This is a genomic window from Alteromonas algae (assembly GCF_049117195.1).
Classification (GTDB): domain Bacteria; phylum Pseudomonadota; class Gammaproteobacteria; order Enterobacterales; family Alteromonadaceae; genus Alteromonas.
Genome location: NZ_CP185260.1, coordinates 3,774,626 through 3,786,633, shown reverse-complemented (window position 1 = coordinate 3,786,633; position 12,008 = coordinate 3,774,626). Strand labels below are relative to the sequence as shown.

General features: G+C 44.4%; 13 protein-coding genes. 5 read left to right on the top strand and 8 right to left on the bottom strand.

Going from position 1 to position 12,008, the window contains the following annotated elements; all coding sequences use genetic code 11:
- Nucleotides 1–62: 62 nt before the first annotated feature.
- From purH to prmA, 4 genes are all read right to left on the bottom strand, one after another.
- On the bottom strand, nt 63–1,661 hold the full coding sequence (gene purH / locus ACOJRU_RS16785; RefSeq protein ID WP_421132863.1) for a bifunctional phosphoribosylaminoimidazolecarboxamide formyltransferase/IMP cyclohydrolase: 1,599 nt from the start codon (nt 1,659–1,661) through the stop codon (nt 63–65).
- Between the two features lie 82 nt (nt 1,662–1,743).
- Nucleotides 1,744–2,037, bottom strand: coding sequence for a DNA-binding transcriptional regulator Fis (fis, locus tag ACOJRU_RS16780; RefSeq protein WP_012520109.1), 294 nt, complete (start codon nt 2,035–2,037; stop codon nt 1,744–1,746).
- 30 nt (nt 2,038–2,067) lie between these two features.
- Nucleotides 2,068–3,066, bottom strand: coding sequence for a tRNA dihydrouridine synthase DusB (gene dusB, locus ACOJRU_RS16775; protein ID WP_421132862.1), 999 nt, complete (start codon nt 3,064–3,066; stop codon nt 2,068–2,070).
- A 314-nt stretch (nt 3,067–3,380) separates the two neighbouring features.
- A complete protein-coding gene (gene prmA, locus ACOJRU_RS16770) occupies nt 3,381–4,259 on the bottom strand; it encodes a 50S ribosomal protein L11 methyltransferase (RefSeq protein ID WP_421132861.1) in 879 nt (292 codons plus the stop codon).
- A 182-nt stretch (nt 4,260–4,441) separates the two neighbouring features.
- Between prmA and ACOJRU_RS16765 the strand changes: the two genes are divergently transcribed.
- Nucleotides 4,442–5,206, top strand: a complete 765-nt coding sequence (locus tag ACOJRU_RS16765) for a substrate-binding periplasmic protein (RefSeq protein ID WP_421132860.1) — start codon at nt 4,442–4,444, stop codon at nt 5,204–5,206.
- A 109-nt stretch (nt 5,207–5,315) separates the two neighbouring features.
- Nucleotides 5,316–6,935 (top strand): amidase, encoded by a 1,620-nt coding sequence (locus tag ACOJRU_RS16760; protein ID WP_421132859.1) that lies wholly within the window; start codon nt 5,316–5,318, stop codon nt 6,933–6,935.
- A 64-nt stretch (nt 6,936–6,999) separates the two neighbouring features.
- Here ACOJRU_RS16760 and ACOJRU_RS16755 read toward each other — a convergent pair whose 3' ends face one another.
- The 3 genes from ACOJRU_RS16755 to ACOJRU_RS16745 all read right to left on the bottom strand — a co-directional run bounded on the left by ACOJRU_RS16755 (nt 7,000) and on the right by ACOJRU_RS16745 (nt 8,338).
- Nucleotides 7,000–7,293, bottom strand: a complete 294-nt coding sequence (locus tag ACOJRU_RS16755; RefSeq protein WP_421132858.1) for a high-potential iron-sulfur protein — start codon at nt 7,291–7,293, stop codon at nt 7,000–7,002.
- Between the two features lie 222 nt (nt 7,294–7,515).
- Nucleotides 7,516–8,154: a flavin reductase family protein gene (locus ACOJRU_RS16750; protein ID WP_421132857.1), complete on the bottom strand. Its 639-nt coding sequence runs from the start codon at nt 8,152–8,154 to the stop codon at nt 7,516–7,518.
- On the bottom strand, nt 8,147–8,338 hold the full coding sequence (locus ACOJRU_RS16745; RefSeq protein WP_421132856.1) for a CPXCG motif-containing cysteine-rich protein: 192 nt from the start codon (nt 8,336–8,338) through the stop codon (nt 8,147–8,149). The genes ACOJRU_RS16750 and ACOJRU_RS16745 overlap by 8 nt, the downstream gene beginning before the upstream one ends.
- Before the next feature lie 153 nt (nt 8,339–8,491).
- Here ACOJRU_RS16745 and ACOJRU_RS16740 point away from each other — a divergent pair, with 153 nt between their 5' ends.
- From ACOJRU_RS16740 to ACOJRU_RS16730, 3 genes are all read left to right on the top strand, one after another.
- Nucleotides 8,492–8,782 carry a hypothetical protein gene (locus ACOJRU_RS16740; RefSeq protein WP_421132855.1) on the top strand — a complete coding sequence of 97 codons (291 nt, stop codon included), beginning with the start codon at nt 8,492–8,494 and terminating at the stop codon, nt 8,780–8,782.
- 50 nt (nt 8,783–8,832) lie between these two features.
- Nucleotides 8,833–10,959 carry an exonuclease domain-containing protein gene (locus ACOJRU_RS16735; protein ID WP_421132854.1) on the top strand — a complete coding sequence of 709 codons (2,127 nt, stop codon included), beginning with the start codon at nt 8,833–8,835 and terminating at the stop codon, nt 10,957–10,959.
- Between the two features lie 133 nt (nt 10,960–11,092).
- On the top strand, nt 11,093–11,371 hold the full coding sequence (locus tag ACOJRU_RS16730) for a TIGR03643 family protein (protein WP_421132853.1): 279 nt from the start codon (nt 11,093–11,095) through the stop codon (nt 11,369–11,371).
- A gap of 56 nt (nt 11,372–11,427) precedes the next feature.
- Here the strand turns inward: ACOJRU_RS16730 and ACOJRU_RS16725 are convergent, their stop codons facing one another.
- A complete protein-coding gene (locus ACOJRU_RS16725) occupies nt 11,428–11,874 on the bottom strand; it encodes a hypothetical protein (RefSeq protein WP_421132852.1) in 447 nt (148 codons plus the stop codon).
- Nucleotides 11,875–12,008 lie beyond the last annotated feature (134 nt).

Genomic DNA, 12,008 nt, shown 5'->3' with positions numbered 1-12,008 from the left:
TGCGAGATTACGTAAACATCCGCTATGACGTTTATGCCATAGCGGAACCGTCGTTATGATGATTAATGGCGGAAGTGGCGCATACCCGTGAACACCATGGCGATGCCATGTTCATCAGCTGCCGCAATCACTTCTTGATCGCGCATTGAGCCACCAGGTTGAATAACCGCTTTAATCCCGGCTTCAGCCGCTGCATCTATACCATCACGGAATGGGAAGAACGCATCAGAAGCCATAACAGAACCTGCTACTTCCAAGTTCTCATCAGCCGCTTTAATGCCAGCAATTTTAGCAGAGTAAACGCGACTCATTTGACCCGCGCCCACGCCAATCGTCATGCCGTCTTTGCAGTATACAATGGCATTAGATTTTACGTATTTTGCTACTTTCCAGCAGAACATCAGGTCGCGCAGTTCATCTTCCGTTGGTTGGCGCTTTGTGACAACTTCAAGGTCATCCATTTCGACCATGCCGAAGTCGCGTTCTTGCACCAACAAACCACCGTTAACGCGTTTAAAGTCGTAGCCATCGGTAAGTTGCCCAGCCCAATCACCACACACAAGCAAACGAACGTTTTTCTTTGCGCTGACAATATCTTTTGCTTCATCACTTACCGTTGGAGCGATAATAACTTCAACAAACTGACGGTCTACAATGGCTTGAGCGGTAGCGGCATCTAATTCACGGTTAAAGGCGATGATGCCACCAAACGCTGATGTAGGGTCTGTCTTGAACGCACGATCGTATGCACTTAATAGGTCGTCGCCAATGGCTACACCACATGGGTTAGCATGCTTAACGATAACACATGCCGGTTCGTTGAATTCTTTAACGCATTCTAGTGCTGCATCAGTATCGGCAATGTTGTTAAAAGACAACTCTTTGCCTTGAAGCTGTGTTGCAGTGGCAACCGACGCTTCTTGAACGTTGTTCTCTACATAAAACGCAGCGCTTTGATGACTATTTTCACCGTAACGAAGGTCTTGTTTTTTGGTTACTTGTACATTGTAAGTACGCGGGAATTCGCTGTGCTGATGATCACATTCATCTTCACAGTCAACACTATCAATACGTGCACCAAAATAGTTGGCAATCATGCCGTCGTATTCAGCAGTATGCTCGAATGCTTTAATGGCTAAATCGAAACGGGTTTGATAGTTAAGCGACCCTTCATTGTCAGACATTTCAGCAAGTACGCGGTCGTAATCGGCCGCATTCACAACAATTGTAACGTCTTTATGGTTTTTCGCTGCTGCGCGAACCATAGTCGGCCCACCAATATCGATATTCTCGATAGCATCTTCTAGGGTACATCCTTCTTTAGCCACAGTAGCTGCGAATGGATAAAGATTAACAACCACTAAATCGATAGGCGCAATATTGTTTTCGTCCATAACCGCTTCATCAATACCACGACGCGCAAGAATACCGCCATGAATTTTTGGATGAAGTGTTTTTACGCGACCTGCCATGATTTCAGGATGGCCAGTGTGGTCAGAAACTTCTTTTACAGGAAGGCCTGCATCGGCAAGTAGTTTTGCAGTACCACCGGTTGACAGAAGTTCTACCCCAGCGTTATGCAGCGCGTTGGCGAAATCGAGGATACCAGTTTTGTCAGAAACACTTAAAAGAGCACGTTTAATAGGTTTTGGAGTTTGCATAAATGTATAAGCTTCAAAGTTGTAGTGTTGAAACAAAAAGAGCACCGTTTGGTGCTCTTTACAGGGCAATGCCCTTAGGATTTTAGTTCATTCCGTATTGCTTTAGCTTCTTGCGAAGTGTGCCACGGTTGATGCCCATCATGATGGCCGCGCGGGTTTGATTGCCACGCGTGTAAGTCATGACTTCTTCTAGTAGAGGCGCCTCTACTTCAGCCAGTACCATTTCGTACAAGTTATCGATGTTTGCGTTATCTAGCTGCTTTAGGTACTTATTAACCGCTTGCTTTACAGAGTCGCGCAGTGGCTTTTGAGCTTGCGTTTGTGAAGGCGTAGTTACTGTAGTAGTAAAAGGTGAAGTCACGTTTTGATCGAACATAATACTGTGTTGCTCTTTAGTTAGTCATCACTATGCTGCGGGAGAAATCTGTCGGCTTTCTCGAGTCTGCAGCGCTTGAAAATATGCATTTAGTGCTTCGAGTTGCGTATTTGCATCATCGATAGCGTTAAACGTTGAGCGAAACTGACGATCCGTATCGTGCTCCGCGAGATACCAACCCACATGTTTGCGGGCAATTCTTACACCAGCTATGTCACCGTAAAACGCTTGCACATTCACTACGTGCTCGTGCAATACCTCATACTGTTGTGACAACGGTGGTGGTGCTAGATTCTCGCCCGTTTCAAGATAATGTTGAATTTGTTGAAAAATCCAAGGTTTACCTTGCGCGCCGCGGCCTACCATCACACCATCCGCACCAGTGTAATTCAGCACCTCTTGTGCTTTTTGAGGAGAGGTTATGTCTCCATTTGCAATAACAGGTATCGATATTGCTGCTTTAATACGACGGATAGTGTCGTACTCAGCCTCTCCTCTGTACATACAAGCTTTCGTTCTGCCATGAACAGCAAGCGACTGTATGCCGTTTTCCTCTGCAATGCGGGCAATTTCTACCCCATTACGATTTTCTGGATTCCAGCCGGTGCGTATTTTCAGCGTAACGGGTACATCAACGGCATTAACAACAGCCTTTATGATGGACTCTACTGTCTCTGGAAACTGAAGAAGAGCTGAACCAGCCAACTTCTTATTTACCTTCTTTGCAGGGCAACCCATGTTGATATCGATAATTTGCGCACCGTTATCGACATTAAATTGCGCTGCTTGAGCCATAAGCTCAGGGTCAGCTCCAGCAATCTGTACAGAGCGAATGCCTTCTTCGCCATCGTGATTCATACGCGCTTGTGATTTTGCGGTGTTCCACACCTTCGGATTACTTGAAAGCATTTCCGATACCACAAGCCCAGCGCCTAAACGCTTACACAGTTGACGAAACGGTCTATCTGTTACGCCAGCCATGGGAGCAAGCATCAAATTGTTTTCTAACGTGTAAGGTCCAATTCGCATTATTTACCACATGCTCGCTATCTAAAACTGCACAGAAATTAAACACCCGGCTAAAACGGGGCGCTAAGTGTACGCGTTTTAGCAATACTTGAAAAGGCTAAAAATCACACAAAATTTCACTTATCGGTATTGACAGTTAAAAAAAACTGTCACATTAGTAAGCTACTTGGTTTGTGTTGAGTAAAAATTGTACGAAAGTCTTACAGGCCACGAATTAAAAGGGCTTTGATGTGAATTTTTTTAACAAATCAACGCCCGTTTATCGACAACAAAAATAATATTTTTATCGTGTAGTGGGTAAGTATTGAAGCGTGTTAACGTTTTTTGCCCGATACACGTGCCCATTCACCGTCGATCGCGCTTTGTTCAAGCACAAAATCTCTGGCGTAAGCTGTTTCAATGCTAGTGACTTGCTCAGCTAAAATACCCGAGAGCACAAGTAATCCATTAGCTTTGCAGAAGGCAGAAATAACATCCTGTAGCGCGAGTAGCGGGCCTGAAAGAATATTAGCCACGACAACGTCAGCTTCGAGTGTGGGTTGGTCTTCAGGAAGATACACACGTAATCTGTCTTCTACGCCATTGCGGCGCGCATTTTCTTCTGTGGCTTGCAGCGCTTGTGGGTCAATATCGATGCCGATGACTTCTTTTGCCCCCAATTTTAGCGCTGCTAACGCTAAAATACCCGAACCACAGCCGAAATCGACAACGGTTTTACCTGTCATATCGATGCCGTCTAGCCATGTTAAACATAATGCGGTGGTAGGGTGTGTGCCCGTACCAAAGGCTAGACCTGGGTCGAGCATGACATTTACGGCATTTGGGTCGGGCACATCCCGCCAACTTGGACAAATCCATAAACGCTCGCCAAACTGCATAGGATGAAAATTATCCATCCATTCTCGTTCCCAGTCTTTATCTTCTAGGGGTTCAAGCTTGTGCTTAAAGTTGGGCCCAAGCACTTTTGCTTTGCTTAAACGAGCAAGAATACCTTGCATGTCAGCATCTGCTTCAAAAAGCCCGACGACTTGTGTATCTGGCCATAACATTACTTCGCCTGGCTTGGGTTCGTACATAGGCGTATCTTTCGCGTCAACATAAGTAACGGCTTGTGAACCATTGGCGGTGAGCATGTCGCCAATCAACTCTGCATGTTCTGATGAGGTGTTTATTCTAAGTTGCAACCAAGCCATACGTGTTCTTAATAAAAGTATTTAGCGGTCTATTGTACCCCGACCTTGTATAAAGCGAAACGCAAAGCCGCGGTATTACGCATTGAATTAAGCATAAAAGGCTTGACGCAAAGGCCACAACTAATGTGTAGTGACGTGCTCGTCCTTATCTTATTCCTAACCCTTTGCCTTCGGAATGTATTTTGCGATTCATTATTTTATTCGCGTTAGTCATGTTAGCGCCACTTAGCCACGCTCGCACACTGAATGTTATCGTAGGGTGGGATAAGCCTCCTTATGTGCTTTCTTCCACTCATACAGGGGTTGAGTTAGAACTCATGCGTGCCGTCTTAGGCGATATGGGGCACGAGATTCTGCCTATATACGTACCGTTTGGGCGCACGGTTAGATTAATAGAACAAGGCTTTGCAGATATCGGGCTTACCGTGAATGAAAAGCATGATATTGATAAAAGCATATTGTCTGACCCCTATATTATCTATCAAAATGTCGCTGTGACGCTTGCCGAGAGCATGTTTACGATAAATAACATAAATGATTTACAGGACAAGAGTGTGGTTGCGTTTCAAACGGCATCGTCGGTGTTAGGTGAAAATTTTCATCAACTTATGGCAGGACGGTCGCGATATATCGAAATGCCAGAGCAAGAACGTCAGGTGAGTATGTTGTTATTAGGCAGTGTAGATGCTGTGATAATGGACAGAAATATTTTTACGTTTATAAAGGCAGGTATGCCTAAACCGCACCGCCGCGATACGGTTGTCCATGAGCTCTTCCCCGTTAGCCTTTATTCAGCGGCTATCCCTAATGCGGCCTTGCGTAGTGAATTTAATGAAACGCTCGCTAATTTTATTGAAGACGGTAGATACGACACGCTACTCAAAAAGTATGGTTTAGACAACCAACTCCATTACTTACAAACACCTGCGACACCCGCTGATAAATAATAACGCGGTCGGTTTCTTTCTTATTATCAACAATTAATTAGACAATTAATGCGCTTATTTGCCCGTAAGTCAGTATAGATTTTACTGCCACTGAAAAAGGGAATGAGAGATGAGGCTTAATATTATTGTTTTGTTGACGGTGTTGTGCACGGCATGTACCGCGTCTCAACACGAAGCAAATGAAAATCACACACCCGATACATCAATAAACACATGGCTAGATAAACCTGCTTCTGAGCAAGCACTAGCTATTAAGCAGGGTGACCTTAGCGCTAAAGCACTAGTAAGTGCCTATTTAGCAAGAATAAAGCGTATAGACACTGACGTGAATAGTATTCTTGTGCTTAACGATAATGCATTGAGGGCCGCCGAAGCGGCTGATGACGCCATTGCACAGGGAAAGGCAGTAGGCCTGCTGCATGGTTTACCGGTACTTCTAAAAGACAATATAGAAACCAGTGAGCTGCCGACTACCGCCGGCTCGCTAGCGCTAACAAATAACACAACGCAAAGAGATGCGCCCATTGTTGCGAGATTGAAGCAAGAAGGGGCCATTATTTTAGGCAAAACCAATTTATCTGAGTGGGCAAATTTTCGCTCAGAATCGTCTATTAGCGGGTGGAGCGCCGTGGGCGGCTTAACGAGAAACCCGCATATGCTTTCACGCAGTGCATGTGGGTCCTCTTCTGGTTCAGGCGCTGCGATGGCGCTGCGCTTAGCGTCACTGGCCGTGGGTACTGAAACGAACGGTTCTGTTATTTGCCCCTCTTCAATGAACGGGGTAGTGGGGTTTAAACCCACGGTTGGGTTGTTGTCTCGCACTCACATTGTGCCAATCTCAGCAAGCCAAGATACCGCAGGGCCTATGACATCAAACGTTAACGATGCATGGCTGATGACAGCGGTTATGGCAGGCAAAGATGAAAACGACCCGGCGACGTTATCTTTGGACAGTCACAGTATTGCGTTACCAGGTGACAGCATGCTTGCGACCGACATGAAAGGGGTAAAGGTGGGTGTCGTACGTTATAGACAGGGTGATGATCCGCGCGTACTCGCAGTATTTGAAAGTGCATTGCGCACATTAGAAGAAGCGGGTGCACAGCTAGTAGAGATTGAACAATTTGAACAGCCTGATGCATTTTGGTCTCAGTCTTATCAAGTATTGTTAAGTGAGTTCCATCACACTATTAATGAGTATTTGGCCAAAAGCCCAGCAAACCTCCCATCAAGAACACTCGCTCAACTTATTGAGTTTAATAAAAACAATGCCCGTGAACTATCGTTATTCGATCAGAATATATTCGAAAAATCGTTAGCGTCTGACGGCATCGATAGCAATGAATATAAAACTGCTTTAACGAGTATTCAGATGGCCACGCGTGAGCAGGGTATTGATTTAATGCTGTCAGAAAATAGTGTTGATGTATTAGTTGCGCCGTCTAACAGCCCAGCGTTTCTCATTGATGGCATTTATGGTGATCACGCCCCTGGTGGATTTATCGGTATCGGCTATTTGCCCGCGATTGCAGGATATCCACATTTAACCGTACCTGCGGGTGCCATAAAGCAGTTGCCCATTGGTGTTAGTTTCATTGGAAGCAAAGGCGACGATGAAATGCTACTGCGGCTTGGCAGCATATTTGAAGCCAAGCATAACGTTGACGTAAAACCTTCTCGACTTCCTACCTATTTCGACCGGCCTGACGTAAAGGCCGCAATTCAATAGATATATAAAAAACGCCTCTATAAAGAGGCGTTTTTTTTAAATGTAATTACATTCACAGCGGCGGTTAGCCTGGGCGTTTTACCCATGCACTACACCAACCGTTAGCATTCACGAGCTTTCCAGGGAAAATAGCACAAGGACGATTTTCATCGCCGTCTGCACCCTGCACGTACATGCAGTTGCTACATTTAGCGCCTTCAACCGTTGAGTTCGGTGTATAGCTTAATGCCTTCGCTGTTGGGTCATCTGATTGCAGCTGTTCTTGTGCTTGCGCACGCAGTGCAACACCGCCAAGCGTAAGGCCAATGAGTGTCGTACCTGACATTTTTAAAAAGTCGCGACGGTTTACAGATTTCATAATACTCTCCAAATGAGATAGAAACGATAATGATTCTTTTTTATCAAACGCTTAAAACGAAAAAACCTGCCGCAAAGGGCAGGTTTTTATCAACAATATTTATACTATAGCGTGAAACAAAAGGATCGGCCAAAATTGTTTTTACTTGCTTGATCTAGATTAAATAATGTTAAGCATTTGTCGTTACCACCCGTACTAAGACCACACAACCACAGAAACCGTTCATTTTTGTTTCAAGGTTTCGTTCGGTTTCGCATAAGCGTACTGTGCAATCTTTTTGGTGCTATGGTAACTGTCTAAGCCTGAAATACATGCGCTGCCTAGTGCTTCTATATCAATATAGCCATCGTCGGCGATTGTATTTCCTTCAATAAATAATTCCTCTATACGCCCTATCACCATTTCTGTTTTATTACATAGGGTAAAATGTTGTTCAACGGTGAGACCCAACTTAAGGTGACTTTGCGCAACATAAGGGGCACTGAAGTCATTACTAAACCAAGGCGTGAGGCCAACCGCGTCAAACTCGCTTTCTTCTTTGTTGTATCTGGCTGAGGTTTGGTGTGCTTTATCTACCCAACTACTGTGCACATGATTCAACGTATATTTACCCGATTTTTTAATGTTTTCGAGCGAATCACGTTGCACGGTATGTGGGCGCATAATCATACCCAATAACGGAGGATTGGCGCCAACATGGACCACCGAGCTTATTATTGCTGCGTTATTGGTTGTGCCGTCTGTTGTTCCAAGCAAGCATGCAGATTTAAATCCAGACACACTGTTGATTAAGTTAGCGCGATACCGCTGCTCAAGATTTTCTATATCGTCGCGTTGAAAAAAGTGAGTATGTTTAGTCATTCTCGCGCTCTGCGTTGATTTGTAGTTCATCACCGTGTTGAAAAACACTCAACTCGATGGGTTGGCAGCATACTTGACAGTCAAGTACTTGCACTTGCCCCACATCGTTAATTTCATCTATCTCTACGTCGTTAGGCGCCATGCAATAGGGGCACGAGAACGACATTGAACGGGTTAAACTCATGTCAAATAGCTTTGTGTGTGAATGATATTACTTGTACGGATCTAAATTTGATGCGGATTGGTAAAAACAAATATTGACGACAATTACTGTCATTTTAACTGCCAACGCTTGGCTTTGTTTCACCTCTTATGCTGTTTTATAGGGCAATGCGGTATGTCAAAAAGAATTGGAATTTGCCCGTGTTGTGAACGAAAAACCCGTTTGACATTTCACCACCTTATTCCTAAAAAAGTACACAGACGCACGTATTTCAAAAAGCATGTTCCTCGAGAAGTGCGAGAGCAAGGGATAATGGTGTGCAGGCAATGTCATAGCGGTATACACAGGTTCTTTGATGAAATGACACTGGCAAAACATTTCAACACGTTGGCATTGCTAAAGAATGACGCGCAGTTAAACGCATTTTTTATGTGGGTTAAAAAGCAGCGTGTGAAGGTTGATTAATGGTGCTGTATAAATATACACTATAATGGTACTTGTTGACTGAGCGTCTTATGCGAAAAGATTTACCACCACGGTATTACCTCACCCACTTTTTTGAGTTTCTACAGTTTTTTGAAGGGGCAAATGCCCGGTTATTAAGTGATGAGGCAAGCACATTCATCAAACGGTTTGCTGCACTAGATGAAAATAAGCAGTGCATTGTTGTTCGCGCCGCGAATAGAAAATATGCGGTGATCGACCGCACTCAGTTCAACTACGAAGAAATTGAAAACCCTCAAGCTCAGATAGATAGCCTGATTGCCGATGGTTGGTTTCGTGATTTGCGTCATGCATCGTTGCAGGATATTGCTGGGGTGATGACCAAACAAGCCATTGTAATGTTATTAAGTGAATACGGCAGCACCCAAGGATTGTCGTCGCAAAGCAAACCTCAGTTGGTGAAGAAGCTTGATGCGCAGATACAGTCACACGGTTGGCCTGCTACTTTCTCAAGCCAAGACTATATAGTGTGTGGGTTTGATGGCGCTCTACGCTTTCTTTTGTTTTTATATTTCGGCAACACAAGAAGCCGGTTAAATCAGTTCTCTATGCGCGATTTAGGGGTGATGCGAACTCGGGCTGACTCGGTTGCTGATGTTGCTCGGTTCGAACACAATGCTGATGCACAAGCCGCTTGGTTTTATGCAGATGCATTACGTAAACTTCCTTATCTAAATGATGCGCAGCGCCTTGACCTTGCTAATCATGCCATGCCAGTTACAGAAGGTGTATCAGCCAGCTTTTATCGTGACGAGCTTATCTACGCGCTTGGCTTGCAACTTTTGCCTAGTGAACGATTAAAAGCATTGACGCTTCTGCGTGATGCAAACAGCGATAAAGCGAAAGAAAAGTGGGTAAGAGAAAGTTATAAAGATAAGGACGAAGAAGGCGTAAAGGCTATGCTGGAAGATATTATGGCGTCGCCACCCTCCGATACCTTGCTTGCCTTTGCTGAGGATTTTTACGCAAGAAAATTCAATAAAAAACGCACGAGCGCCGTAACCGATATGCTGCGCAAAGCAAGCCGAACTCTTGAGATTGATGTTAGCCAAAACCAACAAGTTGAGCATGGTGTGTTGGCGCACTATAAACGGTTAGGTATAAACGGGTGGCGAACGGAAAATCGTTTATTGCGAAGCCTCTTTGGATTAACGTTTTGGCAGCAGTTATACGAGGAAGACAGCCTTGTTACTGAATTTGATAGGCGACCATTATCGCTAAAGCAAAATAACTTTTATGCAAAGTTTGCTGACAGTATAGAGCATCTGTTCGAGCAGTTAGCATCGCCAGAATGTTTTAAAAAGCATGTTAGCAAAAATGCGACCGCCCACTATGGCAAAGTGAATAGCCTATTTATGTGGAGTCGCTATTTGTTAGAACCCATTGACGTGTTACTTACCCATAGTGATATTAACCACGTTAAAGCGCTTTTGAGAATGATGTGTAAAGACTTCGCGGCGTTAAAAGACGGCTTTCCCGATATTATGGTTTTGGATGGCGAATTACGTTTTGAGGAGGTAAAGGCACCGGGCGACCAATTAAGAAGAAATCAGTTGGTGTCTATTCAACGTTTAAAGCAGGCAGGCTTTAATGTTGCTGTGACGACTGTAACGTGGCATCGAGATCCTAATCAGCCCTATGTGGTAGTGGACATTGAAACTACCGGTGGAAACAGCACTTATCATCGAATAACCGAAGTCGGCATGGTGAAGATGGTTGCAGGCAAGGTAGTGGATACCTATCAAACCTTGATTAACCCTAACCGCCGTATCCCCGCTTCTATTACCCGTTTAACCGGTATTAGTGAAGACATGGTGGCCGATGCGCCCTATTTTGCTGAAGTCGCCGAGGCTATTGCTCAGTTTAGCGAAGATGCGGTGTTTGTCGCGCACAATGTAAATTTCGATTATGGCTTTATTAAGCAAGAATTTGCGCGACTTGAGCAAACCTTTAGGCGGCCAAAACTGTGTACAGTGCGAGAAATGCGAAAGGTTTTTCCAGGCTTGCCTTCTTATTCTTTGGCGAATGTAACACGCCACTTCGATATTAGTATGGAACGCCACCATCGGGCATTATCTGATGCAAAAGCCGCCGCAAGGCTATTAAACTTGATACACGAAAAACTGAGCGAAGCATAATGCTTAAAACCTGTGTGAAGGTGAACAAAAAACATCGGTAAACGTATAAAGCGCATAAACAGATGAACCTTGTTCAATAATGAATGAGTGCGTTAACGCCAGATAAACCTTTAACCGATATTTGATAAACATTATGCAATCAACCACAGTGAAATTAACTGAAGAACAAGCATCTCGCGTGATTGAAATGGCGTGGGAAGACAGAACGCCGTTTGAAGCGATTGAACGCCTTTTCGGGCTACCGGAAAAAGAGGTGATTAAACTAATGCGAAAAAACCTCAAGCATAAAACGTTCAAGAATTGGCGAGAAAGGGTAACGGGTCGAAAGACTAAGCATGCCGCCTTGCGCCCAGAAGGGGTTGATAGAGGGTACTGCCCGTCTCAGTACAAACCCAAAGGGGCCAACAAATAGCCCCTTCGGTTGTTCTACCTTTGCAAGCTAAAGGTAATGGGTAACCCAATTTTTGTTTACATTTTGCTTGGCGGCTCATCTAGCGCAGCGATAGGCAATAGTAAGGTCATCAATTGTTGTCGCCAAGGGGAAGGGAACGTACACGTATTGTTCGCGCTATTTATTGCGTCGGCCTGTTCTACTAGTGTACTCAGCTTTTTCAATTCATCTGATTCAGTTTTAACCGTTTCAACGCGATTAAGCATAGAGTTAATAAATTCGGTTGGCTCAACACCGTGGTTGTCTTTCATATCAAGCATAATAGCCCGAAGTACATAGGCTTCCCATTCATGACGATAGCTATCTGATAAGCGTTCGGGGACGACCGAAAGGTCCAAGATATCTTGCTTTAAATCCACCACATCACTTTTCGTGTCGTATAGAAAGCGAAGGGAAAGAAGCAGATCGATAGAGATGCGAGAAAGAGGAAGTATTTCTTTTAATTTGTTTAGGCGTGAAGCCACAGTCAATCGTCTCCTATAGTTGTCTTAATTCGGCAGCTATGTTTCGATCCATGAAAGGTATCGGCAGTTCCTAGACTAAAGGCTAATAAAAAAATGGCTCGATGTTAAGGAAAGGTGGAAAAAAATAGGTTAAG

What these genes read in the sequence shown, in the direction of transcription:
- purH (WP_421132863.1), bottom strand. Translation starts at nt 1,661, where the DNA reads ATGCAAACTCCAAAACCTATTAAACGTGCTCTTTTAAGTGTTTCTGAC.
- fis (WP_012520109.1), bottom strand. Translation starts at nt 2,037, where the DNA reads ATGTTCGATCAAAACGTGACTTCACCTTTTACTACTACAGTAACTACG.
- dusB (WP_421132862.1), bottom strand. Translation starts at nt 3,066, where the DNA reads ATGCGAATTGGACCTTACACGTTAGAAAACAATTTGATGCTTGCTCCC.
- prmA (WP_421132861.1), bottom strand. Translation starts at nt 4,259, where the DNA reads ATGGCTTGGTTGCAACTTAGAATAAACACCTCATCAGAACATGCAGAG.
- ACOJRU_RS16760 (WP_421132859.1), top strand. Translation starts at nt 5,316, where the DNA reads ATGAGGCTTAATATTATTGTTTTGTTGACGGTGTTGTGCACGGCATGT.
- ACOJRU_RS16755 (WP_421132858.1), bottom strand. Translation starts at nt 7,293, where the DNA reads ATGAAATCTGTAAACCGTCGCGACTTTTTAAAAATGTCAGGTACGACA.
- ACOJRU_RS16750 (WP_421132857.1), bottom strand. Translation starts at nt 8,154, where the DNA reads ATGACTAAACATACTCACTTTTTTCAACGCGACGATATAGAAAATCTT.
- ACOJRU_RS16745 (WP_421132856.1), bottom strand. Translation starts at nt 8,338, where the DNA reads ATGAGTTTAACCCGTTCAATGTCGTTCTCGTGCCCCTATTGCATGGCG.
- ACOJRU_RS16740 (WP_421132855.1), top strand. Translation starts at nt 8,492, where the DNA reads ATGTCAAAAAGAATTGGAATTTGCCCGTGTTGTGAACGAAAAACCCGT.
- ACOJRU_RS16735 (WP_421132854.1), top strand. Translation starts at nt 8,833, where the DNA reads ATGCGAAAAGATTTACCACCACGGTATTACCTCACCCACTTTTTTGAG.
- ACOJRU_RS16730 (WP_421132853.1), top strand. Translation starts at nt 11,093, where the DNA reads ATGCAATCAACCACAGTGAAATTAACTGAAGAACAAGCATCTCGCGTG.